Below are 22272 nucleotides of genomic sequence, written 5' to 3' on the forward strand. Positions count from 1 at the left end.
AATGGGTTCTTGCAGATCATGAAAAGCGCCACCTCCCGGTATATGCCGCACATTGATGGACTGCGCTGCGTCGCGGTGCTCGCGGTCCTGCTCTTCCACTTCGGGGTGCCTGGGCTCGGCGGTGGCTATGTCGGCGTCGACATCTTCTTCGTGATCAGCGGCTTTCTGATCACCTCCATCATCCGAGGTGAGCTGGTGGAGACCGGTGGTTTCCGCTTCGCCAACTTCTACACGCGTCGGGTCCGGCGCATCCTGCCCGCACTGATCGCCACCCTGCTGGCTACCACGGTCCTGGCCGTGCTCAGCCTTACGCCAGCCGATCTGGTCGCGTACGGCAAGTCTTTGTTGGCCTCGGCGCTGTCGGTATCCAACCTGCTGTTCTGGTCGGAAAGCGGCTACTTCGATGCGGCCTCGCAGACTAAGCCCCTGCTGCACACCTGGTCGCTGAGCGTGGAGGAGCAGTTCTACCTGGTGTGGCCTGCGTTCCTGTTCCTCTGCTACCGGTTCGGCGGCCGCCGCGGTATCGCCTGGGGCATCGTCGCCGCTGCAGCAGCCAGTTTCCTTGCCAACCACCTGGTGGTGGCCAGGCAGAGCGTGGGTTTTGCTTCGGATCTCTTCTTCCTGCCGCACTTCCGTGTGTTCGAGTTCGCCATCGGCGCAGCCGGCTGCTTCATCGCCGCGCGGCTGCCGGCATCGCGCTGGCTCCACGAAGGCATGTTTGCCGTCGGCGCTGCCCTGATCGTGTATTCGATCGCCACCCTGGTGGAAGGCGACGTATTCCCGTACACCAACGCCATTGCGCCGTGCGTGGGCGCGCTGCTGGTCATCGCATCGAGCCGCTCCCGCGCGACCACGTTGCTGCTGGCCAATCCCCTGGCGGTCTGGTTCGGCAAGATCAGCTACTCGCTGTACCTGACCCATTGGCCGGTAGTGGTATTCGTCACCCAGTTCATGCCGCACTGGTCGTGGGCGGTACAGTTCAGTCTGATGGTGGTGATGTCCCTGGTGACGGCCGTGGCGCTGCATCATTGGGTGGAAGTGCGATTCCGCTATGTCGATCCGGCCGCGCCCAAGGGGGCGCTGGTGGGCCGCACGCTGGCCGCCTCGCTGTTCTGCTGTGCGCTGGGCGTGGCGGTGCTGGCATCCAACGGCATGGTTTGGCGCTACCAGTACTTTACCCCTGGCATGGTCGGGCCGGGCACGGCGGCCAGCGCCCCCGTCCAGCATGCAGCGGCACGCGCCGAAGTGCCGGTGTTCCAGCCGCTGGGGGCCGCCGACATCGAGGCCGGCAAGGGGCGCCGATTCGAAGGCCTCGCCGCAGCCTGCAATGTGCAGTCGCTGCGGGATCCAGCGCGCTGCCCCATGGATCGGCCGGTGCAGGTGCTGCTGTTCGGCAACTCGCATGAGCCCGACGGCTTCAACGCCTTCGCGCAGATCTACGGGCGAGACCGCCGCGTGAACCTGGTCAATTTCGGTACCGTCAACGACTGCAAGGTGGTGCTGGAGCGGGGCCGCATTGCATCGCCCACGCCGGAGCTGGCATGCGATGCCCGCTTCGCGGCGCTGGACGACGAACGCTTGGTGCAGGCGCTGGACGTGATTGTCTACAACACGCACCAGGGATTTGACCCTGTTGCCGCTGACCTGTGGCGGATCCTCGAGATCTTGAAGACGCGCAACCCGCGGTTGAAGATCATCGCGATCGGCTCCTTCCTGCAAACCACCTCCGACTGCGCGTCGCTGTACAACCGCTACGGAAGCTTCGATGCATGCAAACGCCCGGACCTGGTGAATTACTTCAACCCGGATGAGCGCGCCAAGTCGACCATTCCGCAGGTGAAGTCGCTGCCGTACCTCTACATCAGCAAGTACGAACTGCTGTGCGGCGGCAATGCTATGGAGGGCTGCGTGATGGAGGCCAACGGCGAGCCGGCCTTCTACGACCAGCATCACCTGTCCCTAGGCTACGCGCGCTTCCTGGGCCAGCGGCTGGCCAAGCGGCATGCCGCCGACCTGGTTGCTGCCGGCCTGCCTGAACCCGTTTCCAGTGAGGAGTAGATGATGAAGCTGCTGAGCGCATTGCTGTGGTCGTCACTGCTGGCCACGATGGCCCCGTCTGCGTGGGCGCAGGCCAACACGATTCCCTCGCAGCCGCACCTGCTGGTGAAGGGGCAGGGCAGCCGCACGGTGATGCCGGACCGGTTCGGCCTGCAGTTGAACATCGAAGAGACCGACATGGACGCCGACGCCGCGCGCCGCCGCGTGCAGGACAACGTTGCCCGCGTGCTGGCACTGTTCAAGCAGCACAAGGCGGTGGACGGCAGCGTGCGTGCGGACAACCTGCGGATCGGCCCGGCCACGCGCTATGAGCAGAACCGGCAGGTCTTCATCGGTACCCGCGTATCGCGCCAGCTGCGTGCCAGCTTCGCCAGCGTGAAGGCGATGCAGGATGTGCTGGGGGCGTTGAAGGCCAACGAGAACGTACAGGTGAGCAGCCTGGCGCCGACCTATTCGGGCGAAGTGGCGCTGCGCCGCGAACTCAAGGGCGAGGCAGCGGCCCAGACCCGCGAGTCCGCGCAGGGCCTGGCCAAGGCCTATGGAACAAGAGTGCGTGGCCTGTACAGCATCTCCGATGTGGCGCCGGACTTCGCCTACGGCATCCGGGCCGGGCAATGGCCCCAGCAGGGCGAGGACGGCGGGGACCTCGACAGGATCTCGGTGACCGGCAGCTACGCGCCCGCCTCCGCGCCCGCGCCCGCTGAGCCCGAATCCATTGAAGCCGGCCCCATCACCTACACCGAAAACGTGTACGCCATTTTCCTGATAAGCGACGGAACCTGACCATGTTGTGGATGATCGACAACTACGACAGCTTCACCTACAACCTCGTGCAGTACCTGCAGACGCTGGGCGCCGAAGTGAAGGTGGTGCGCAACGATGTGATGAGCGTGGACGAGATCGCCGCGCAGAAGCCCGAGCGCATCGTCATTTCGCCCGGCCCGTGCACCCCCAACGAAGCGGGCGTTTCGCTGGAGCTGATCGAACGCCTGGGCCCGACCACGCCGATCCTCGGCGTGTGCCTGGGCCACCAGGGCATCGGCCAGGTCTACGGCGGCACCGTCATCCGCGCCGGCAACATCATGCACGGCAAGACCTCGCCGATCCGACATGAAGGCAAGGGCGTGTTCGCCGGCCTGCCGGACCGCTACCAGGCCACCCGCTACCACTCGCTGGTGGTGGACAAGAACAGTCTGCCCGACTGCCTGGAAGTGACCGCCTGGACCGAGAACGAGGACGGCTCGATCGAAGAGATCATGGGCCTGCGCCACCGCCAGTTCCCGGTGGAAGGCGTCCAGTTCCATCCCGAATCCATCCTCACCGAACACGGCCACGCGCTGCTGCGCAATTTCCTCCAGCGCCCGGCGGCCTGATCCAAGGAGCATACCCATGAGCTTCTCCCCCCAGGAAGCCCTGCATCGCACCATCGAGCACCGCGAAATCTTCTTCGACGAAATGGTCGACCTGATGCGGCAGATCATGCGCGGCGATGTGTCTCCGATGATGACCGCCGCGATCCTCACCGGCCTGCGCGTGAAGAAGGAGACCGTGGACGAAATCGCCGCGGCGGCCACCGTGATGCGTGAATTCGCCCGGCCAGTGCCGGTGGCCGATACCTCCAACCTGGTTGATATCGTCGGTACCGGTGGCGATGGCTCGCACACCTTCAACATCTCCACCTGCTCGATGTTCGTCGCGGCCGCCGCCGGCGCGCGCGTGGCCAAGCATGGCAATCGCAGCGTGTCGTCCAAGTCCGGCAGTGCCGATGCGCTGGAAGCGCTGGGCGCGGTGATCGAACTGCAGCCGGATCAGGTGGCCGCGGCCATCGAGCGGACCGGCATCGGCTTCATGTTCGCGCCGATCCATCATCCGTCGATGAAGGTGGTCGCGCCGGTACGCCGCGAGATGGGCGTGCGCACCATCTTCAACATCCTCGGCCCGCTGACCAATCCGGCCAGCGCGCCGTCTGTGCTGATGGGCGTGTTCCATCCCGATCTGGTGGGCATCCAGGCCCGCGTGCTGCGCGAACTGGGCACCGAGCGCGCGATGGTGGTCTGGGGCCGCGACAACATGGACGAGATCTCGCTGGGGGCGGGCACCCTGGTGGGCGAGCTGCGCGACGGCAAGGTCCGCGAGTACGAGATCCACCCGGAAGACTTCGGCATCGCCATGTCGGCCAGCCGCAACCTGCGCGTGGACGGCCCGGAACAGTCCATCCAGATGCTGCGCGCGGTGCTGGACAACGAGCCGGGCCCGGCGCTGGACATCGTGGCGCTCAATGCCGGTGCCGCCCTGTACGTTGCCGGCGTGGCCAGCGATATCGGCGATGGCCTGGCCCGTGCCCGTGCCGCCATCGCCAATGGCAGCGCCCGCCAGCGCCTGCAGCAGTACATTGAAACCACCCGCGCGCTGGTTGCCTGAGCGCGCGGTTCAGCCTGACCCCGTCGATGGCCCGATAATGGCCGTCCTCACCGCCCCCGCACCGACCCGAAGACGATGAGCGACATCCTGCAGACGATCCTGGCCCGCAAGGCCGAAGAAGTGGCCCAGCGCCGCGCCCAGCGCCCGCTTGAGGAGCTGCAGGCCGCCGCGGCCAGCGCCCCGCCGGTACGCGGCTTCGTGCGCGCGCTGCAGGCGGCGGTGGCCAATGGCGACCCGGCGGTGATCGCCGAGGTGAAGAAGGCCAGCCCATCCAAGGGTGTGATCCGCCCGGACTTCCGCCCGGCCGACATCGCCGTCAGCTACGAATTCGGCGGTGCCAGCTGCCTGTCGGTGCTGACCGACGTGGACTTCTTCCAGGGTGCCGACGCCTACCTGCAGCAGGCCCGCGAGGCCTGCACGCTGCCGGTGCTGCGCAAGGACTTCGTGATCGACGCTTACCAGGTGTACGAAGCGCGCGTGCTGGGCGCCGACTGCATCCTGCTGATCGTGGCCGCGCTGGACGACACCCAGCTGGCCACCTTGTCCGAACTGGCGCTGTCGCTGGGCATGGACGTGCTGGTGGAAGTGCACGACATCGACGAACTGGAGCGTGCGCTGCAGGTGCCGGCACCGATGATCGGCATCAACAACCGCAACCTGCGCACCTTCGAGGTGTCGCTGCAGACCACGCTGGACATGCAGCAGGCCGTGCCGCGCGACCGCCTGCTGGTCACCGAGAGTGGCATCCTGGGGCCGCAGGACGTGGCGCTGATGCGTGATGCCGGCATCCACGCGTTCCTGGTGGGCGAGGCCTTCATGCGCGTGGAAGAGCCGGGCGAGGGCCTGCGTCAGCTATTCTTCGCGGCATGAAAACGCACTATCCGACGCCGCGCGAGGATGCGCCGCTGGTGGTCTTCGACTTCGACCACACCCTCTACGACGGCGATTCGGGCACCCATCTGTTCGCCTCGCTGATCAGGCGCAACCCGTTGCGCATGCTGGCGGCGCTGCTGGTCACGCCGATCGCCGGGCCGATGGTGGCGCTGCTGCCGACCCGTCGTGCCGGCATTTCGGTCTACGTGTGGATCGGCAGTTTCGGCCTGCACCGTGCGCGCGATTTCAACAAGGTGATCGACGCCTATGTGCTGCGCAACGAGGCGCAGATGCGCGCCAAGCTGCTGCCGCAGGCGCTGGAGGTGTTCGCCGCGCACCGGGCCAAGGGCGACCGCGTGGTGGTTGCCACAGGTGCGCCGCCGGAGCTTGCACGCGCGATCCTGGCCTTCGTGGCCCATCAGGATGTGCCGGTGATCGGTACCGAGGTCGGCCCACGGCTGGGCGGCGTCGGTCCAACCCGTCACTGCCACAACGAAGAGAAAATGCGCATGCTGCGCGAGCGCGGCTACGGCGATATCGATATCGCCTACTCCGACAGCACCGCCGACCTGCCGCTGCTGCTGGCGGCCAAGGCACCGGTGGTGGTGAACCCGAAGCCGGGCCGGGTGGCGTTCTTCCGCCGCGTGCTGCCCGCCGGCACCCGCATCCTCAACTGGGGCTGCGCTGACCGCGGCGGTGACAAGGCGTAGCCCGGGGTCAGATCCCCGTAGGGCCTCCGACCCCATCGCACGATGACGGATCTGCCGGCCAGCGGCCGGCACTACCCTTCTCCGTCGCGGTTGTGCCGGCGCTTCTCCGTCCGGTAGTGCCGGCCGCTGGCCGGCAAGCGCTCAGCGCCCCAGGTGCCCGTACACCGCGTGGCCGATCTGGAACAGGCTGATGCCCAGCACCAGCACGCCCACGGCCACCAGCACCCAGCGCTCCTTCACCCGCTTGACCAGGATCGCCGCCACCGGCGCGGCCATCATGCCGCCGATCAGCAGGCCGGCGACGATCTGCAGGTGCTGCACGCCCATCGACAACAGGAAGGTCGCTGACACCGTCAACGTGACCACGAACTCGGCCGCGTTGACTGTTCCGATGGTGGTGCGCGCCTGGCCGCCCCGGGCGAGCAGGGTGGACGTGGCGATGGGCCCCCAGCCACCGCCGCCGCTGGCGTCGAGCAGGCCGGCGAAGAAGCCCAGCACCGGCACCCGGCGGATCTCGCCCTTGGGCATCCAGCGCCCAGCGGCGCGGGCCAGGATGATGATCGCCAGCACCAGCAGGTACAGGTAGATCAGTGGCCGGATGATCTCGCCCGGGAGCTGCGTGAGCACGTACGCGCCCAGGGCGCCGCCCACTGCGCCGGGCAGGGCCAGGCGCAGGAACAGGCGTTTATCGACATTTCCGGCTGCGAGGTGCGACACCCCCGAGGCGCCCGTGGTGAACACTTCAGCGGTGTGGATGCTGGCGCTGACCTGCGCCGGCGGCAGGCCCATGCTCAGCATCACCGACGAGGACACCAGGCCGAACGCCATGCCCAGCGCGCCGTCGACCAGCTGTGCGCCCAGGCCGATGAGGATGAACCACCAGAATTCGCTGCTCAGCTCCATGCACCGAGCCTAGCGCGCCAGGGAGTGCGGACCAAGGTCCGCACCCACCGGGTGCTCAACGGTCAACGGGTGCCGTACAGCACCACGGTCTTGCCGCGGGCATGCAGCAGGCCGTCGGTCTGCAGTTTCTTCAGCACGCGGCCGGCCATCTCGCGCGAGCAGCCGACCAGGCGCGCCAGCTCCTGGCGCGATACACGCAGCTGGCTGCCTTGCGGATGGCTCATCGCCTCCGGTTCCTGCGCCAGGTCGTGCAGGGTGCGCACGATCCGGTCGGTCACGTCCAGGAACGCCAGGCGGCTGGCCTTGCGGCTGGTGTCGAGCAGGCGCTTGGAAATCTGCTGGCCCAGCGCATACAGCAGGCGCGGGGCATCGGCCGACAGCGGGCCGAGGAACAGCTGATGCAGGCGCTCGTAGCTGATTTCAGCCAGCTCGCAGGCGGTGCGGGTCCGCAGGATCACCTCGCGGCGGTCCGATTCGACGAACAGGCCCATCTCGCCGACGAATTCGCCGGCACCAAAGTAGCCCAGCACCAGCTCGCGATCGTCATCTTCCTCGGCCATGATCGAAACCGAGCCGCTGATGACGTAATACAGGGTTCCCGCCGGGTCCCCGGGCCGGAAGACGTCGGTACGGGTGGGGTATCGCCGCCTGTGGCTGTGCGCCAGGAAACGATCGATTGTGGCGATATCCAGGGCCAGTGGACTGCTAGCTAGGCGCACGGTTGACACGATAGGAGCGCTCCCTCTGCGCATGAACGGATTCACGGGGTCGATAGCGGAGCTTAACCAGCGCAATTGTTAAGGGCAAACAGTGTGCCAGATGTGAGCGCTCTTCACGTTCCCCCCGGGGGCAGTTTGCCCCATAATTCCCCCTTTCCCTTCTTACACAGGAATCGACCGCCGTGGTCAAGCCGTTGCCTCGCCTGAGGCTGCAGGGTTTCAACAACCTCACCAAGGCGCTGAGCTTCAACATCTATGACGTGTGTTACGCGCGCACCGAAGAGGAGCGTCAGCGTTACATTGAATACATCGATGAAGAGTACAACGCCGACAGGCTGACTCAGATCTTGACCGATGTCGCCGAGATCATCGGCGCCAACATCCTGAACGTGGCCCGCCAGGACTACGACCCGCAGGGTGCCTCGGTGACCATCCTGATCTCCGAAGAACCGGTGATCGACAAGAAGCTGGCCGGCAAGGAGCTGATCTCCGACGCCGTGGTCGCGCACATGGACAAGAGCCACATCACGGTCCATACCTACCCGGAGACCCATCCGCAGGAAGGTATCGCGACGTTCCGCGCGGACATCGACGTGGCCACCTGTGGCGTCATTTCCCCGCTGAAGGCCCTGAACTACCTGATCGAGAGCCTGGAATCGGACATCGTGATCATGGACTACCGCGTCCGTGGCTTCACCCGTGATGTGAAGGGCAAGAAGCACTTCATCGACCACAAGATCAACTCGATCCAGAACTTCCTGGCCAAGAACATCAAGTCGCGTTACGAGATGTTCGACGTCAACGTCTACCAGGAAAACATCTTCCACACGAAGATGCACCTGAAGGACTTCGACCTGGACCAGTACCTGTTCGAGGAAAAGGCCAGGAACCTGTCGTTCAAGGAGCGCATGAAGATCGAGGCGCTGCTCAAGCGCGAGATCGAAGAGTTGTTCCACGGCCGGAACCTGTCCGAGTAAGCCCCATGTGCGATGCCCGCAGGCATCGCCACCCAGGCGGGACGACCCGCCCCGTGGAACTGGCGTCGCACGCGCGATTTGCTCCATGGTGATGTACCGACCCACGGCCCGGTGTGAAAACACCGGGCCGTTTCGTTTTTTCCCAAAAAGGTAAGGAGCCCCCACCCATGCCCTGGATCTACCTGCTGCTGGCCGGCCTGTTCGAGATCGGTTTCGCCCTCGGAATGAAGTACTCGGAAGGCTTCAGCAAACCCTTGCCCACCGTTGCTACGGTGGTCTCCGCCCTGATCAGCCTGTACCTGATGAGCCAGTCGATGAAGAGCATCCCGGTCGGCACGGCCTATGCGATCTGGACCGGCATCGGTGCCATGGGTGTGGCGGTGCTGGGCATCTACCTGTTCAACGACAGCGCATCGCCGGCGCGCCTGGCCTGCGTGGGCCTGATCGTGGCCGGCGTGATCGGCCTGAAGCTGGTCTCGCCGAACTGATTGATGGCCCGACCAACGGTCGGGCCCCACCGTCGGCCCCCACCGTCGGCCCCCCCCCGCACCTCCTGGTAGGCCCGCACGGTTGGTGCGGGCGGCCGTTCAAATGCGGTAAGCGATGGTCTTCATCACCCTGGAGGCCAGTGCCATCGCGCCCGGAATCGGGAACGGAAGGCGGCGTGCGCCGGCCTGCTCGGCGTGCTCGGCATGGCGGGCCTCGTCCTCCTTCATCACCTGGATGACCGCGCGGCTGCGCAGATCGCCGGGCGGCAGATTGACCAGGTGCTCGTCCAGATGGGCTTCCACCTGGCGCTCGGTCTCGACCACGAAGCCCAGGTTCCAGCCGTCGCCGCGCAGCCCGGCCAGGGTGCCGATCGTGTAGCTGCCGGCGTACCACAGGGGGTTGAACAGGCTGGGACGGCTGTCCAGTTCGGCCAGCCGGGTGGCACACCAGGCCAGATGGTCGGTCTCTTCCTGGGCCGCTTCCAGCAGGTGTTCACGCGTGGCCGGGTCGCGGGCCACGGCGGCCTGGCCGAAATACAGGCCCTGCGCGCAGACTTCGCCGACGTGGTTGATCCGCATCAGGCCGGCTGCATGGCGGCGCTCGGCGCTGCCCATGCCGGGCTCGTCGGTCTCCGCAGCCGGGTAGGGGCGGGCCGCCGGTGGGTTGCCGAACACCGTGTCCAGGGCGCGCTGCGCCTCGGTCAGCAGGTGGTCCAGCGGGGTGGTCTGGCGGAGCACGGTCATGGCAGTACGCGGTGGGGCGGAAGTCCCCCCGATTCTCGCCCGGCCCTGCGTCCGTGCCAACCCGGCCTGACGGTCCACTTGCAAGTGGCTGGCAAGGCCAGTACAATCCCGCCTCTTGCGCTTCACCTTTTCACAACGCGTGGCAGAGTTCCGGCGAGCCTTTCGCCGCAATGAGCCCGACCTAACCTAGAGTTCTTCATGAGCACTTTCACTGCCAAGAACGAGACCGTCCAGCGCGACTGGTACCTCGTCGACGCCGAGGGCAAGACCCTGGGCCGTCTCGCCACCGAGCTGGCCCGCCGTCTGCGTGGCAAGCACAAGCCGGTCTACACCCCGCACGTTGATACCGGCGACTACCTGGTCGTCATCAATGCAGAAAAGATTGCCGTCACCGGCAAGAAGCTGCAGGACAAGATGTATCACCGTTTCACCGGTTACATCGGCAACCTGAAGACCGAGTCCCTGGCCCAGGCGCTGGAGCGCCACCCGGAGCGCGTGATCGAGATCGCCGTCAAGGGCATGCTGCCGAAGGGCCCGCTGGGTCGCCAGATGTACCGCAAGCTCAAGGTCTACGCCGGCACTGAGCATCCGCACGCCGCACAGCAGCCGCAGGTTCTGGATATCTAATCATGGCTATCACTCAAAACTACGGCACTGGCCGCCGCAAGTCCTCCACCGCTCGCGTGTTCCTGCGCAAGGGTTCGGGCAACATCACCGTCAATGGTCGTCCGCTGGACGAGTTCTTCGGTCGTGAGACCGCGCGCATGATCGTGCGCCAGCCGCTCGAGCTGACCAAGAACACCGAAAGCTTCGACATCCTGGTCACCGCCGCTGGCGGCGGCACCACCGGCCAGGCCGGTGCGATCCGTCTGGGTATCGCCCGTGCGCTGGTCGAGTACGACGAAAGCCTGAAGTCCGAGCTGCGCAAGGCTGGCTTCATGACCCGCGACGCCCGCGAAGTCGAGCGTAAGAAGGTCGGTCTGCACAAGGCCCGCCGCGCCACCCAGTTCTCCAAGCGCTGATCTGCTGCGCCTGGTTGGGCTCCTTCGGGGGCCCGCTGGATGGAAAAGCAAAAGCCCGGCTTCGGCCGGGCTTTTGTCGTTTTGGAGTCAGGCATTTCGTGGTTGCCGGCCAGCGGCCGGCACTACCCGTCTTTTTGCATGTCCGACCCCGGGCCTCTCTCTGGAGAAGAGCCCCCTTGTTGTTCAAGGGGGTGCGCCGACAGGCGCGGGGATAAGGTGGAATGCGTGACCAAATTAAAAGCAAAAGGCCAGATCTTTCGATCTGGCCTTTTGCTTTTAATTTGGCTGCCCCGGATGGATTCGAACCACCGAATGCCTGAGTCAGAGTCAGGTGCCTTACCGCTTGGCGACGGGGCAAAACGTACAACGATTTTCTCACTTATCACGCTGAAAAACAACTTCATTTTCAGTGTGGTGGCTATGGGTGGACTCGAACCACCGACCCCAGCATTATGAGTGCTGTGCTCTAACCGGCTGAGCTACATAGCCTTGGTGAGCCCGCTATTCTGCGGATGTGTACCGTCCCTGTCAACACTTTTGTGCCGTGCTTGTGGGCCGACAGAGGGCGTGGGATAGTCCCGGGCAGTAGATTTTCTTAGGAGTCCGCATCGTGATCGATCCGGACGGCTATCGACCGAACGTCGGCATTGTGCTGATGCGGCAGGACGGCCAGGTGTTCTGGGCACGACGCGTGCGCCGGGATGGTTGGCAGTTCCCGCAAGGGGGCATGAACACCGATGAGACGCCCGTCGAGGCCATGTATCGTGAACTGCAGGAAGAAACCGGCCTGCTGCCTGAGCATGTGGAAGTGCTCGGGGCCACGCCCGGTTGGCTGCGCTACAAGCTGCCGGCGCGGGCCATCCGCCGCAACGAGCGGCAGGTCTGCATCGGCCAGAAGCAGGTCTGGTTCCTGCTGCGCCTGACCGGCGACGAATCCCATGTGAAGCTGGACCACACTGACTCGCCCGAGTTCGATCATTGGCGCTGGGTCGATTTCTGGTACCCGGTGGAGCATGTGGTGGTGTTCAAGCGCGGCGTCTATGCGCGCGCACTGCGTCATCTGGCGCCTTTGGCGCGCGGGGTCGCCGGGCAGGGCGTAACCGCCATGCCCAAGAGCGCCGCCGAGGCTTGGATGCCCGGCCACACGGCCGGCCACGACCGCCCGCGCAAGCGCCCGCGGACGCGCGGCTACTGGCCGAAGAAGGCCACGGGTGATGGCCCAGCCAGCTGACGGGCTGAACGGTATCGAGAATGGTTCAGGTCTCTGATTGACAACCATTCTCGTTTCCATTGGAATAGCCATCAGGCCGCTCCTGGCCTGTCAGCCCGGTTCCCGCCTGTGTACGTCTGCATCTGCAACGGAGTCACCGACCACCAGATCCGCGAAGCCGCCAGCCATGGTGTCAGCACGGTGGCCGAACTGACCATGCGGACCGGCTGTGGTGCGACCTGCGGTTCCTGCCTGGACATGGCCGCGGACCTCTTGGCCAAGGCGCGTGCGACCCACGATCTGCCGCTGCCGGTATTGGGCCTGGCCCAGGTTGCCTGATCGTTTCTTCGCGGCGCATTGACGCCGCGCTTTCGCATCCTTCACGCGCGGCCGCACAGGCCAATGCGCACGATTCGCGTTCCTTCACGGCCGCAGACAAGGCGTTAAAGTGCCTGCGTTTTCAGCGTGCAGGAGCATCCCATGAAGGGCGACACCAAGGTCATCGAATTCCTCAACAAGGTCCTCTACAACGAGTTGACCGCGATCAACCAGTACTTCCTGCACGCCAAGATGCTGAAGAACTGGGGCATCAAGGAACTGGCCGAGCACGAGTACAAGGAATCGATCGACGAGATGAAGCATGCCGACATGCTCGCCGACCGCATCCTGTTCCTCGAAGGCCTGCCGAACTTCCAGGCGCTGGGCAAGCTGCGCATCGGCGAGAACCCGACCGAGATCCTGCAGTGCGACCTGTCGCTGGAGCGCGACGGCGTGGTCACCCTGCGCGAGGCCGTCGCCTATGCCGATTCGGTCGGCGACTATGTCAGTCGCCAGCTGTTCGTGAAGATTCTCGATTCGGAAGAAGAACACATCGACTGGCTGGAAACCCAGCTCGACCTGATCGAGCGCATCGGCGAGCCCAAGTACCTGCTGAGCAAGCTGGAAGAGTGAGTCAGCTGTCCTGGCCCGCACGATGCTGCGCCAGGTAGCCCGTCAGGGCCACACGTGCCCGGGCGAATTCGGCAACCAGCAGCGCGACCGCCACCGCGGGGCGCTGCAGGCTGCCACCACGGGCCTCGCGTTCGATGCGCTGCGCGACCGCCGACAGCGACAGGGCTCCCACGTTCGCACTCGACGATTTCAGGCTGTGCGCGACCGCCTGCAGGCGGGGCTCGTCGCCGCTCTGCGCGGCCTGCTGCAGCTGCTGCACCATCGCTGGCGCATCGTCAAGAAAGACCGACACGATCTGGATGGCGGCGTCGCCGATCACCGCGTGCAGTTCGTCCAGCACATCGCGGTCGAGTACCGGTTGTGGCTTGGAGCCCACTCGGCTGTCATCGTCCTGCAGAGCCGAGCCATGCTCGGCTGATGGAGCCCCACTGCTGTTGGCCGTCAGCCGAGCCATGCTCGGCTCTGCAGAAGGCCGTGCAGGTGATGCGGCTTTACCGCCACCCCAGCGCTTCAACAGCGCATGCAGCGTGGCGCGGGCGATCGGCTTGGACAGGTAATCGTCCATGCCAGCCTGCAGGCAGCGCTCGCGGTCGCCGGCCATGGCATTGGCGGTCATCGCGATGATCGGCAGGCGCGCTCGCCCGGTTTCCGCTTCTTCCGCACGCCAGTGGCGCGTGGCGGCGTAGCCGTCCAGCACCGGCATCTGGCAATCCATCAGCACGATGTCCACGCCGCCTTCGCGAAGTGCGGCCAATGCCTGCTCGCCATCGACGGCGTTGCGCACCTCGCACTGGAATACGCGCAGCAGCTGCTCGGCCACCATCCGGTTGACCGTATTGTCTTCCACCAGCAGCACGCGCAGGTGCAGTGGCGGCAGCACCGGCGCGGGTACCCCATCTCCGGCACTGGAAAGCAGGGCGGCAGGACGGGCAGGCGTGACAGGTGCGGCCAGGAGTGCATGCAGTGCGGCATCGTCGAAGTGCGTGGGCAGCTGGCGCTGGCGCGGTCGTTGCGCTGGTGCATCATCCTGCAGCCAGAGCACCTGCAGTGCGTCGTCGTCACCGCGCTCGGCCAGTGCCTGCTGCAGCATCGCCTCGCCGCTGCGCCGCGCGCGTGCATCGACCAGCAGCCACGCCGGTGCCGGTTGCCCGGGTTGCGGCGCGGTGCGCAGCTGTTCGACCACGGCGTCCAGCTGGCTCAGCATCTGCACCTGCAGCCCATGGTGGGCGGCGATGCGCTCGATGCGTTTCTGCAGCATTGCATCGGCACTGAACAGCAGCAGCGCTGTCGGCGCGCGGGCCATCGCCGGCAGGTCGCCGGGCACCTTCAGCAGCGGAATCTCGAACCAGAACGTAGCACCCTGGCCGGGCGTGGACTGCACGCCGATCTGCCCGTGCATCAGGTCGATGATGCGCCTGCAGATGGCCAGGCCCAGGCCGGTGCCGCCGTAGATGCGCGTGGTCGAGGCATCGGCCTGGCTGAAGGACTGGAACAGGCGTGCCTGCAGTGCCTCATCGATGCCGATGCCGGTGTCGATGATCTCGAAGCGCAGCTGGTGCTGGGCCGCGCCTTCGCCCAGCCGCTGCACGCGCAGCTGTACCTGGCCGCGCGCGGTGAACTTGATGGCATTGGCCAGAAGATTGCTCAGCACCTGGCGCAGGCGTACCGGGTCGCCGCGCACCGGCAGGCGCACCGACGGGTCAAGCTGCAGGGTCAGGGACAGGCCCTTGGCGTCGGCGGCGCGCTGCATCAGCTGCACCACGCCATCCAGCAGATCGCGCAGGTTGAAGCTGGTGATTTCCAGTTCCAGCGCCTGTGCTTCCAGCCGTGAGTAGTCGAGGATGTCATCGACGATGCGCAGCAGCTGCTGTGAACTGGCCGAAGCGGTGGCCAGCATCTGCCGCTGGTCCTCGCCCAGCGGCCCGTGCGCGATCAGCTCCAGCATCGGCAGGATGCCGTTGAGCGGGGTGCGGATCTCGTGGCTCATGGTGGCCAGGAACTCGCCCTTGGCCAGCACCGCTGCTTCGGCGGCCTGCTTGGCCTGCAGCAGCTGCTGTTCCAGCTGGCCCTGGCGTTCGGTGGTACGGCGCAGCTGGTCGCGTTCGACGGCGAGCGCATCGTGTGCGCGTTGCAGCCGGGCCAGTGCACGGCTGCGTGCGCGCAGGCGCAGGCCCAACAGCAGCGCCACGGCGGCCGCGGCAAGGGCAACCAGCAGCACGCCCCACAGCGGCACGTCAGAGCACCGCGTTGTGGAAGTCGAAGTTCAGGTCGCTGCCGGCCGACTGCACCATGTTGCCCTGGATGTAGTCGACGCCGCCGACCCACATCGCCGCGGCGGCCTGTGGGTCCTCGATCTGCTGCCCGATGATCTGCAGCCCGGCCGCATGTGCCTGTTCGATCGCCTTGCGCAGTTCCTCGCGCGTGGCCGGGTTGGCATGGCTGCTGGAGAAGCGCGCGGCCATGCGCACGAACGACAGCGGCAGCTGGGTCAGCAGGGCGTCGGCTTCGCCGCTGGGCTCGAACTGGCTCAGGCAGAATCGCACCCCGGGGCCGGCCATGCGCTGGCAGAACTGTTGCAGCGGCACGGTGTGGATCAGTGCGTCGGGCAGGCGCACGTCGATCACCAGCGCACTGCCCGGCAGGTCACGCTGCTGCAGCGATTCCAGCAGCCAGTCGGCGAAGGCGTCGCGCTGCAGGGTGCGCAGCGACTGCGAGACGAACAGGTTCAGCGGCGGCGTGGCGTGCCGGTAGAGATCCAGCAGGCCCAGCGCGTGCTCCATCACCTGCTGGTCGAGGTCGGCGATACGGCCTGCCGCTTCGGCGGCCGGAATAACCTGGCCGGCCGCCAGCACCGTGCCATCGGCCTGGCGCAGGCGCAGCAGCAGCTGGTACTGCGCGGTGTTGCCACCGGCGACGGCGACGATCGGCTGATAGGCCAGCTCCAGCTGGCCTTCCAGCAGTGCCAGGTGCTCCTGTTCGGTGACGGCCTGGCGGTGCACATGGCCCGCCACACCGGCGCTGAGCAGGCGTGCCTGCAGGGTGGTGCGCTCGATCGCTTCCAGTGCAGCGTTGGCATCGTCGAAGCCCGGCGACAGCGGCGCATAACCCACCACGCCGCGCAGGTGCACCGATTCGTCGTCGCGGATCACGAAGGCACGCGCCGACAGCTGCTCGCGCAGGGAAGCGGCGATGCCTTCCAGGGCATCTTCGTCGGCGTTGCGGGCCAGCAGCAGGAAACTGTTGTCGTTCAGGCGTGCCAGCAGGTGTGGATGGCCGGCCTCGGCCAGGCGCTGCCCGGCCTGTACCATCAGGCGCTCGAAGGCGGCATAACCATAGCGTTCGCGCAGCCCCAGCGCGCTGGCCACTTCGATGAAGAACACACCGCCCCGGTCGCGGTGGGCGAGTGCGGTGTTGAGCTGCTGCAGCACGTGATGGCGCGTCGGCAGACCGGTTTCCGGATTGCTGGTGGCCGGTACGCCGCTGGCACCGGGCAGGGTCGCGGCCTGCGCACGTGCGCGGCGGATGCGGTTGGCCACGGCGGCGATCAGGTGGCGCGGGCGGATCGGCTTGCTCAGGTAATCGTCGGCGCCGCTGTCGAGCACTTCGAACTGGCGCTCTGGATCCGGATCGCCGCTGAGGAACACGATCGGCAGCAGCTGCAGGCCGGGCTGCTGGCGGATCAGTGCGGTCAGTCGCATGCCATCCAGTCCGGGCAGGTGCAGATCCATCAGGATCAGGTCGGGACGGTGTTCCTTGATCGCCTGCAGCGCGCCATCGGCGTCGCTGTGCACGATTGCCTGCATGCCGGCGCCGTGCAGCACGCTCTGCGCGAACAGGGCCTGGGCGCGGTCGTCCTCGACGATCAGCACGCGGTAGGGCGAATCGGAGGCCAACGGCGCCTGGTCGTTGTTGCCAGCCTCGGCCAGGAAGGCCGGGCCCGGCAGAGGCGGTGGCGCGCTGCCGATCGATGCGGGCATGTCGGAGCTGGCCAACGGCGGAACCACTGCGGGTACTGCGGCGACCGCGCTCGCCGGCTCCGCGGCCCAGCGTTGCCAATGATCGGCCGGAGGGGATTCAGCGCGTCCCGGGCGGGCGCCCGCGGGGGATTCGTTTGCGGCCATCGGTGCTCCTGGTGTTCGCGTCCATTATGCGACAAGCCCGAGGTTCAACCGGTACCCGGCTGGCGCGGACCGTCCGGCGACGCACTGCGTGCCAGCCAGCGCACGCCCTTCCACAAGGTGCGCCAGACCAGCCACACCAGCAGCGCGCCCGCCAGGCTGCAGGCCAGCACCACGATCAGCGCGATCCACGGGTGCGCCAGGGCCAGGGCCAGGCCCCCGACCACCACGGTGTCCTCGGCGGCGGAGGCCACCCAGTTGCTGGCAGGCTCGGGCGAGGTATTGAGCAGGGCACGGGTGCCGGCTTTCAGTCCATGGCTGGCCAGCGCGACACCGGCACCGGCAGCAAGTGCGCCGGTACCCAGCTGCCCATCCGGCGACAGCGTGGCTGCGGCAAGGAAGGCACCTGCGGGTACACGTGCCAGGGTCTGCACCAGGTCCCACGCCGAGTCCACGCCGGGAATCTTGTCGGCGAAGAATTCGGTCACCGCCAGCGCCGCCGAAGTGCCCAGCACCCACCACGATTCAGTAGCCTGCAGGGCCGGTGGCAGGTCGACCCAGCCGAGCAGGCCGGCCAGGCCGACACCGAACACGGTGAGGTAGACGCGGATGCCGGCCAGCCAGGCCAGCAGGATGCCGATCACGAACAGGTGGGCTTCGGTCATGGCGATGCTCCGGCGACGGAACTGTGCAGGGGACCACACTATCGACGATGGCATGCCTGAACGCCACAGACCGTGGCTCGCTGCTGCGCAGGAAACCCACCCGTCCTGTCATACACTAGCCCGTCGTTTGCCACAGGGGCCGTACCGGTGTCGCCCTTGCGATACCCCGGAAACCACCCATGACCAACCGTCCTCCCATGCGCGTGCAGGTCCGCCTGCCCGGCGCGCCGCAACCGCCTGCCGACCGTCGCCGCCTGCTGGTGATCGGCGGCATCTGGCTGCTCAGCCTGGTGCTGGCCGTGCTCGGTGGCTGCTGGATGGCCACCCCGCGCGATGCCCAGGGCCAGCGCCTGCAGGCCGCCGAGAAGCGTGCCGAGACGCTGCAGGCGCAGCTGACCGAACTGCGCCAGAAGCAGGCCACGCTGGAAGCCTCCGACCGCATCAGCCGCGCTGCCAACACCGAGGTGCAGTCCTCGCTGGCCGAGCGCGATGAGGAAATCGCCGGCCTGCGTGCCGACGTTGCCTTCTATGAGCGCCTGGTGGGTTCGACCAGCCAGCGCAAGGGCCTGAACACCCATTCGATCGAGTTCAGCCCGGAAGCGGCCGGCACCTGGCAGTACACCGCCGTGCTGACCCAGAACCTCAACCGCGGCGCCATCAGCCAGGGGCAGATGCGCTTCACCGTGGAAGGCGTCAGGAACGGCAAGCTGGCCACGATCAGCTGGGATGATCTGCACCAGCGCAGCAAGGTACCGGGACAGGATTACTCGTTCCGGTACTTCCAGCAGCTCACCGGCAGCGTGATGCTGCCGGCTGACTTCACCCCGCAACGCGTGCGGGTGACATTGGGGAGTGGTACGGGGGGTACCACCCAGGTATTCGACTGGAAACAGGCCGGTGCGCCGGCCGTCAAAGGGGAGTAGGCAGATGTTCGGAAGCAGCAAATCCAACCGTGAAGGCCAGCTGGTGGTGGATGCCCTGATCGGCAACCAGGTGGTGATCCGCGGTGATGTGGAATTCAGTGGTGGCCTGTACGTGGAAGGCCGCATCCATGGCAAGGTGATCGCCGCCGAAGGCGCCAGTGGCGCGACCCTGACGGTCGCCGAGCATGGCGTGATCGAGGGCGAGATCCGCGCGCAGGTGGTGGTCATCAGCGGCCGCCTGGACGGCGATGTACACGCCACCGAGAAGGTCGAACTGACCCCGAGCGCACGGGTCAATGGCAACGTCCATTACCAGGTGGTGGAGATGAATGCGGGCGCCCAGCTGAACGGCCGCCTGATCCATGCCAGCGCCCCGATGGCGGCCCTGCCGGCGCCGGAAGGCGATGAGGCCAATGGCGGCAAGGGCGACACTGCTGCACGCCGCAAGCTGGCCGAGGCGATGGCTTGAAAGCCATCCCCGGCACCCCCATGCTGGCATCATGAGCACGCTAGTCTCCCTGCCCGGCGCCACTCCGGTTGCCGCGCCCGATTACCAATCGCTGGAGCGCCCGCTGAACTTCACCGAGTCGGCGGCCGCCAAGGTCAAATCCCTTATCCAGGAAGAGGGCAACCCCGACCTGGCCCTGCGTGTGTACATCGAGGGCGGCGGCTGTTCGGGCTTCCAGTACGGGTTCGAGTTCGACGAGAACCGTGCCGAGGATGACCTGGCGGTACAGACCAGCGGGGTGACCCTGCTGGTCGATCCGCTGAGCCTGCAGTACCTGATGGGCGCCGAGGTGGATTACACCGAGAGCCTGACCGGTGCCCAGTTCGTGATCCGCAACCCGAACGCAAAGACCACCTGCGGCTGCGGCAGCAGCTTCAGCATGTAAGAGCCCTGTGGCCAGGATGTGCCAACCACGGTTGGCACCCACCAGAGCGGATCAGTAGATCCACGCCGTGCGTGGATGCTCTGTGCCTCCATGCACACAACAGCAGATTGCGCACAGCGCCGACCTTGCCACCCGCATCGATTGGCGGCACGCTTGCCGGATGCCCAATACTTCTTCGCCGCTTTCCGGTTTCGCGTTCGTTGGCGAACCGCTGGAGCGCGCCGATGCCCTGCGCGACGATGCCGATGCACTGGCGCGCCTGTGGCCGGGCGCGCGCATTCTCGTGCTCGATCAGGACGGCAGCGCCTTTACCGGCGATGACGACCAGCCGCTGGCGCTGGCCGGCGCCGACATCGGGGGGGGGCCCGGCTCCGCGATCTTCCTCGGCCTGCGCGGGGAACAAGCATGGTTCTCGGTTGAAGCCGCCAGCGTCACCGTCACCGCACCACGTCGCCTCGACCTGCGCCAGGCCGCGCTGCTGTGGTCGATGGCCGATGCGACCGCCTTCAGCTATGCCCGCGGCATGTCTTACTGGCACTCGCGCACCCGCTTCTGCGGTGTGTGCGGCGGCGCCGTGGCGTTTGCCCGAGGCGGCTTCGTCGGCCGTTGCGCGCAGTGTTCCACCGAGCACTACCCGCGTGTCGATCCCGCCGTGATCGTCGCCGTGGAGAACCAGGGCCGGCTGCTGCTGGGCCGGCAGTCGAACTGGGCCCCGCGTCGTTACTCGGTGCTGGCCGGCTTCGTCGAACCCGGCGAGACGTTCGAGCAGACCGTGGTGCGTGAAGTGCACGAGGAGAGCAAGGTGCGGGTGACCGCCTGCCAGTACCTCGGTTCGCAGCCGTGGCCGTTCCCCGGCGCGCTGATGATCGGTTTCCGTGCACAGGCGCAGGATGACCTGCCGACTGTGGATGGCGAACTGGAAGACGCGCGCTGGTTCACTGCCGATGAGGTTGGCGCAGCATTGGCACGCGATGTGGACGACGATGGCCAAGGCATCCGCCTGTCGCCGCCGATCTCGATTTCGCGCGGCCTGATCGAACACTGGTACCGCGAGCAGCAGGGCTGAACCGGCCTGCGGCCGGGCCGGTTGTGGCCGCTGTATTGCCGCCACCTGAACACGGCCCGGGTTACAGTCCGGTTCACCGCTGAGGGGCGCCGCTGCGACAGGTAAGGTAACGGCGCCGAGCGTTCCGTTTCGTAGGGAGACCTGCCATGTTCACCACTCTGGCCGCCGTGCTGGTGGCACTGGCCCTGGGCCATGTTGCCCCGGCCGCTGCCGCCTCGCTGCGCCGTTTCGACGGCTTCCGGCGCTGGCTGGGCTGGCTGGACGCGCATGGCGGAAAGGCGTGGCAGGGACCGGCCGGTGTTGCATTGGCACTGCTGCCGCCGCTGCTGCTGATGGCGCTGCTGGCATGGCTGCTGCGCGGGGTGCTGTTCGGGCTGCCGTCGCTGATGCTGGGCGTGGCGGTGCTGGCCTGGTGCTGGGGGCCGCGTGATCTGGATCGTGATATCGAAGCGATCATCGATGCGGACGACGCCGCAACGCGTCAGGCCGCCGTGCGCAACCTGCAGGCGGCCGGTGGCAGCCTGCGCGAAGACGTGCCGTCGCTGGTCGAGGCCACCGTGCTCAACGCGCTGCGGCGCTGGTTCGCGGTGCTGTTCTGGTTCCTGCTGCTGGGCCCGGCCGGTGCGCTGGGGTACCGGCTGCTGGCGCTGATGGCGGAAAGCCCGATGCGTGCCCGCGTGCCGGTGGAGCCGCTGGCGCTGGCGCAGCGCCTGCTGGGCTGGATCGAGTGGCCGGTGGCGCAGCTGATGGCGTTTTCGATGGCGCTGGTGGGCAACTTCGATACGGCGTGGAAGGCGTGGCGCCAGGCGCATGGCGAGCGGCTGGCCGGCACCATCGGGTTCCTGGGCGCGGTGGCGCGGGCCAGCGTCAACGCCGAGCTGCGCGAAGATGCGCACGATTACACCGAGGCCGGGCTGTTGCCGGTGTGGCAGCGGCTGCCGGACCTGCGTGATGCGATGAGCCTGGTGTGGCGGATGCTGCTGCTGTGGCTGGCGATCCTCGCGTTGCTGGTGATTGCAGGCTGGGTGACGTAGGTGTTCTGGCAGGGCTTGCAGCCCTGCACCTGCAGAGGCGACAGCAACAGCAACAGCAACGGCAGGATTGCTGCGGGTTGGCGGGGTGGGTCGGATGGCGGGGGACGCCGTGAATCCGTCCATGGAGGCTTGGTCGCCGCATCCATGCGGCTCACACCCCCGCCATCCGACCCACCCCGCCTTCGACAGTTTTCCGTGCACTGACGTTCTGTAGAGCCGAGCCATGCTCGGCTCCGAGCGAGCGCAGCGAAGCTATCCGCTTTTGATCTTCTCTTTCTTTTCCGTGGCGGACGCGCACGGAAACTGTCCGTGGCCGGGCGGGATGGGTTTGAGGGGGTGTCCGCGGCATGGGTCCGAGGCATGCCTCGGGCGGGTTGGGCAGGACGCCCAACCCTGGTCTTGCCGTGCGCGCAGGACAGCGCACACGAGCAAGCCGCGGCCAAGCCTCCACGGACGGATTCACGGCGTCCCCCGCAAACCCATCCCGCCCGGCCAAC

24 protein-coding genes and 2 tRNA genes are annotated in these 22272 nt (G+C 66.7%); 18 read left to right on the forward strand and 8 right to left on the reverse strand.

The annotated features are described in order from the left end of the window. The first annotated feature begins 18 nt into the window (after window positions 1-18). The 6 genes from AC5P65_RS01385 to AC5P65_RS01410 all read left to right on the forward strand — a co-directional run bounded on the left by AC5P65_RS01385 (window position 19) and on the right by AC5P65_RS01410 (window position 6062). The gene (locus AC5P65_RS01385; protein ID WP_180832200.1) at window positions 19-2058 is read left to right on the forward strand and encodes an acyltransferase family protein; all 2040 of its coding nucleotides are present in this window, start codon (window positions 19-21) and stop codon (window positions 2056-2058) included. A 3-nt stretch (window positions 2059-2061) separates the two neighbouring features. After that, window positions 2062-2841, forward strand: coding sequence for an SIMPL domain-containing protein (locus AC5P65_RS01390; RefSeq protein WP_021202668.1), 780 nt, complete (start codon window positions 2062-2064; stop codon window positions 2839-2841). A gap of 2 nt (window positions 2842-2843) precedes the next feature. Further along, complete coding sequence (locus AC5P65_RS01395; RefSeq protein ID WP_019661509.1) at window positions 2844-3431, forward strand: anthranilate synthase component II; 588 nt, start codon at window positions 2844-2846, stop codon at window positions 3429-3431. A gap of 16 nt (window positions 3432-3447) precedes the next feature. Continuing rightward, on the forward strand, window positions 3448-4479 hold the full coding sequence (trpD, locus tag AC5P65_RS01400; RefSeq protein ID WP_019661508.1) for an anthranilate phosphoribosyltransferase: 1032 nt from the start codon (window positions 3448-3450) through the stop codon (window positions 4477-4479). 75 nt (window positions 4480-4554) lie between these two features. Beyond that, a complete protein-coding gene (trpC, locus tag AC5P65_RS01405; RefSeq protein ID WP_019661507.1) occupies window positions 4555-5349 on the forward strand; it encodes an indole-3-glycerol phosphate synthase TrpC in 795 nt (264 codons plus the stop codon). Beyond that, entirely contained in the window at window positions 5346-6062 is a 717-nt protein-coding gene (locus tag AC5P65_RS01410) for a haloacid dehalogenase-like hydrolase (RefSeq protein WP_111098432.1), read from the forward strand. Before trpC ends, AC5P65_RS01410 begins: the two co-directional genes overlap by 4 nt. 141 nt (window positions 6063-6203) lie before the next feature. Here AC5P65_RS01410 and AC5P65_RS01415 read toward each other — a convergent pair whose 3' ends face one another. Together AC5P65_RS01415 and crp are read right to left on the reverse strand one after the other, a co-directional pair. Continuing rightward, window positions 6204-6965, reverse strand: a complete 762-nt coding sequence (locus AC5P65_RS01415; RefSeq protein WP_019661505.1) for a sulfite exporter TauE/SafE family protein — start codon at window positions 6963-6965, stop codon at window positions 6204-6206. Between the two features lie 62 nt (window positions 6966-7027). Beyond that, window positions 7028-7717, reverse strand: coding sequence for a cAMP-activated global transcriptional regulator CRP (crp, locus tag AC5P65_RS01420; RefSeq protein ID WP_010482649.1), 690 nt, complete (start codon window positions 7715-7717; stop codon window positions 7028-7030). A 149-nt stretch (window positions 7718-7866) separates the two neighbouring features. On the opposite strand from crp, the gene speD reads away from it, so the two are divergent. Both speD and AC5P65_RS01430 read left to right on the forward strand, forming a co-directional pair. Then, entirely contained in the window at window positions 7867-8661 is a 795-nt protein-coding gene (gene speD, locus AC5P65_RS01425) for an adenosylmethionine decarboxylase (RefSeq protein ID WP_019661504.1), read from the forward strand. 167 nt (window positions 8662-8828) lie between these two features. Continuing rightward, the gene (locus AC5P65_RS01430) at window positions 8829-9149 is read left to right on the forward strand and encodes a DMT family transporter (RefSeq protein WP_495215386.1); all 321 of its coding nucleotides are present in this window, start codon (window positions 8829-8831) and stop codon (window positions 9147-9149) included. A 99-nt stretch (window positions 9150-9248) separates the two neighbouring features. Here the strand turns inward: AC5P65_RS01430 and coq7 are convergent, their stop codons facing one another. Beyond that, window positions 9249-9893, reverse strand: a complete 645-nt coding sequence (gene coq7, locus AC5P65_RS01435; RefSeq protein WP_058978875.1) for a 2-polyprenyl-3-methyl-6-methoxy-1,4-benzoquinone monooxygenase — start codon at window positions 9891-9893, stop codon at window positions 9249-9251. A gap of 198 nt (window positions 9894-10091) precedes the next feature. Between coq7 and rplM the strand changes: the two genes are divergently transcribed. Then, window positions 10092-10520, forward strand: a complete 429-nt coding sequence (gene rplM, locus AC5P65_RS01440; RefSeq protein WP_005414692.1) for a 50S ribosomal protein L13 — start codon at window positions 10092-10094, stop codon at window positions 10518-10520. Window positions 10521-10522: 2 nt separating this feature from the next. Further along, window positions 10523-10915 carry a 30S ribosomal protein S9 gene (gene rpsI / locus AC5P65_RS01445; protein ID WP_019661502.1) on the forward strand — a complete coding sequence of 131 codons (393 nt, stop codon included), beginning with the start codon at window positions 10523-10525 and terminating at the stop codon, window positions 10913-10915. Window positions 10916-11197: 282 nt separating this feature from the next. Here rpsI and AC5P65_RS01450 read toward each other — a convergent pair. Together AC5P65_RS01450 and AC5P65_RS01455 are read right to left on the reverse strand one after the other, a co-directional pair. After that, a tRNA-Gln gene (locus AC5P65_RS01450) sits at window positions 11198-11272 on the reverse strand. 55 nt (window positions 11273-11327) lie between these two features. Continuing rightward, a tRNA-Met gene (locus AC5P65_RS01455) sits at window positions 11328-11404 on the reverse strand. Window positions 11405-11525: 121 nt separating this feature from the next. On the opposite strand from AC5P65_RS01455, the gene AC5P65_RS01460 reads away from it, so the two are divergent. From AC5P65_RS01460 to bfr, 3 genes are all read left to right on the forward strand, one after another. Then, complete coding sequence (locus AC5P65_RS01460) at window positions 11526-12146, forward strand: RNA pyrophosphohydrolase (protein WP_019661501.1); 621 nt, start codon at window positions 11526-11528, stop codon at window positions 12144-12146. A gap of 108 nt (window positions 12147-12254) precedes the next feature. Next, on the forward strand, window positions 12255-12464 hold the full coding sequence (locus tag AC5P65_RS01465) for a (2Fe-2S)-binding protein (RefSeq protein WP_019661500.1): 210 nt from the start codon (window positions 12255-12257) through the stop codon (window positions 12462-12464). Window positions 12465-12605: 141 nt separating this feature from the next. Beyond that, window positions 12606-13076: a bacterioferritin gene (gene bfr, locus AC5P65_RS01470; protein WP_005414691.1), complete on the forward strand. Its 471-nt coding sequence runs from the start codon at window positions 12606-12608 to the stop codon at window positions 13074-13076. Between the two features lies 1 nt (window position 13077). On the opposite strand, the gene AC5P65_RS01475 is transcribed toward bfr, so the two are convergent. Genes AC5P65_RS01475 through AC5P65_RS01485 form a run of 3 tightly spaced genes read right to left on the reverse strand, consistent with a single transcriptional unit; the run spans window position 13078 to window position 17859 of the window. Further along, window positions 13078-15309, reverse strand: a complete 2232-nt coding sequence (locus tag AC5P65_RS01475; protein WP_111099170.1) for an ATP-binding protein — start codon at window positions 15307-15309, stop codon at window positions 13078-13080. A 1-nt stretch (window position 15310) separates the two neighbouring features. After that, complete coding sequence (locus tag AC5P65_RS01480) at window positions 15311-17197, reverse strand: EAL domain-containing protein (protein WP_180832201.1); 1887 nt, start codon at window positions 17195-17197, stop codon at window positions 15311-15313. 44 nt (window positions 17198-17241) lie between these two features. Next, window positions 17242-17859 carry a DUF4126 domain-containing protein gene (locus AC5P65_RS01485; protein ID WP_019661497.1) on the reverse strand — a complete coding sequence of 206 codons (618 nt, stop codon included), beginning with the start codon at window positions 17857-17859 and terminating at the stop codon, window positions 17242-17244. Window positions 17860-18038: 179 nt separating this feature from the next. On the opposite strand from AC5P65_RS01485, the gene AC5P65_RS01490 reads away from it, so the two are divergent. The 5 genes from AC5P65_RS01490 to ampE all read left to right on the forward strand — a co-directional run bounded on the left by AC5P65_RS01490 (window position 18039) and on the right by ampE (window position 21775). After that, entirely contained in the window at window positions 18039-18782 is a 744-nt protein-coding gene (locus AC5P65_RS01490) for a DUF6776 family protein (RefSeq protein WP_111099168.1), read from the forward strand. A 4-nt stretch (window positions 18783-18786) separates the two neighbouring features. After that, entirely contained in the window at window positions 18787-19251 is a 465-nt protein-coding gene (locus AC5P65_RS01495) for a bactofilin family protein (RefSeq protein ID WP_006398829.1), read from the forward strand. A gap of 31 nt (window positions 19252-19282) precedes the next feature. Beyond that, window positions 19283-19675 carry an iron-sulfur cluster insertion protein ErpA gene (gene erpA, locus AC5P65_RS01500; protein WP_005419789.1) on the forward strand — a complete coding sequence of 131 codons (393 nt, stop codon included), beginning with the start codon at window positions 19283-19285 and terminating at the stop codon, window positions 19673-19675. Window positions 19676-19835: 160 nt separating this feature from the next. Next, on the forward strand, window positions 19836-20741 hold the full coding sequence (nudC, locus tag AC5P65_RS01505; protein WP_134735180.1) for an NAD(+) diphosphatase: 906 nt from the start codon (window positions 19836-19838) through the stop codon (window positions 20739-20741). Window positions 20742-20887: 146 nt separating this feature from the next. Then, complete coding sequence (ampE, locus tag AC5P65_RS01510) at window positions 20888-21775, forward strand: regulatory signaling modulator protein AmpE (RefSeq protein ID WP_021203729.1); 888 nt, start codon at window positions 20888-20890, stop codon at window positions 21773-21775. Window positions 21776-22272: the final 497 nt, after the last annotated feature.

Source organism: Stenotrophomonas sp. YJH_SMC_48-3 (genome assembly GCF_059369375.1).

Bases quoted from the DNA above. Each gene is read 5' to 3' on its own strand.
- AC5P65_RS01385 (WP_180832200.1), top strand. From the start codon at position 19: ATGAAAAGCGCCACCTCCCGGTATATGCCGCACATTGATGGACTGCGC.
- AC5P65_RS01390 (WP_021202668.1), top strand. From the start codon at position 2,062: ATGAAGCTGCTGAGCGCATTGCTGTGGTCGTCACTGCTGGCCACGATG.
- AC5P65_RS01395 (WP_019661509.1), top strand. From the start codon at position 2,844: ATGTTGTGGATGATCGACAACTACGACAGCTTCACCTACAACCTCGTG.
- trpD (WP_019661508.1), top strand. From the start codon at position 3,448: ATGAGCTTCTCCCCCCAGGAAGCCCTGCATCGCACCATCGAGCACCGC.
- trpC (WP_019661507.1), top strand. From the start codon at position 4,555: ATGAGCGACATCCTGCAGACGATCCTGGCCCGCAAGGCCGAAGAAGTG.
- AC5P65_RS01410 (WP_111098432.1), top strand. From the start codon at position 5,346: ATGAAAACGCACTATCCGACGCCGCGCGAGGATGCGCCGCTGGTGGTC.
- AC5P65_RS01415 (WP_019661505.1), bottom strand. From the start codon at position 6,965: ATGGAGCTGAGCAGCGAATTCTGGTGGTTCATCCTCATCGGCCTGGGC.
- crp (WP_010482649.1), bottom strand. From the start codon at position 7,717: ATGCGCAGAGGGAGCGCTCCTATCGTGTCAACCGTGCGCCTAGCTAGC.
- AC5P65_RS01430 (WP_495215386.1), top strand. From the start codon at position 8,829: ATGCCCTGGATCTACCTGCTGCTGGCCGGCCTGTTCGAGATCGGTTTC.
- coq7 (WP_058978875.1), bottom strand. From the start codon at position 9,893: ATGACCGTGCTCCGCCAGACCACCCCGCTGGACCACCTGCTGACCGAG.
- rplM (WP_005414692.1), top strand. From the start codon at position 10,092: ATGAGCACTTTCACTGCCAAGAACGAGACCGTCCAGCGCGACTGGTAC.
- rpsI (WP_019661502.1), top strand. From the start codon at position 10,523: ATGGCTATCACTCAAAACTACGGCACTGGCCGCCGCAAGTCCTCCACC.
- bfr (WP_005414691.1), top strand. From the start codon at position 12,606: ATGAAGGGCGACACCAAGGTCATCGAATTCCTCAACAAGGTCCTCTAC.
- AC5P65_RS01480 (WP_180832201.1), bottom strand. From the start codon at position 17,197: ATGGCCGCAAACGAATCCCCCGCGGGCGCCCGCCCGGGACGCGCTGAA.
- AC5P65_RS01485 (WP_019661497.1), bottom strand. From the start codon at position 17,859: ATGACCGAAGCCCACCTGTTCGTGATCGGCATCCTGCTGGCCTGGCTG.
- AC5P65_RS01490 (WP_111099168.1), top strand. From the start codon at position 18,039: ATGACCAACCGTCCTCCCATGCGCGTGCAGGTCCGCCTGCCCGGCGCG.
- AC5P65_RS01495 (WP_006398829.1), top strand. From the start codon at position 18,787: ATGTTCGGAAGCAGCAAATCCAACCGTGAAGGCCAGCTGGTGGTGGAT.
- erpA (WP_005419789.1), top strand. From the start codon at position 19,283: ATGAGCACGCTAGTCTCCCTGCCCGGCGCCACTCCGGTTGCCGCGCCC.
- nudC (WP_134735180.1), top strand. From the start codon at position 19,836: ATGCCCAATACTTCTTCGCCGCTTTCCGGTTTCGCGTTCGTTGGCGAA.
- ampE (WP_021203729.1), top strand. From the start codon at position 20,888: ATGTTCACCACTCTGGCCGCCGTGCTGGTGGCACTGGCCCTGGGCCAT.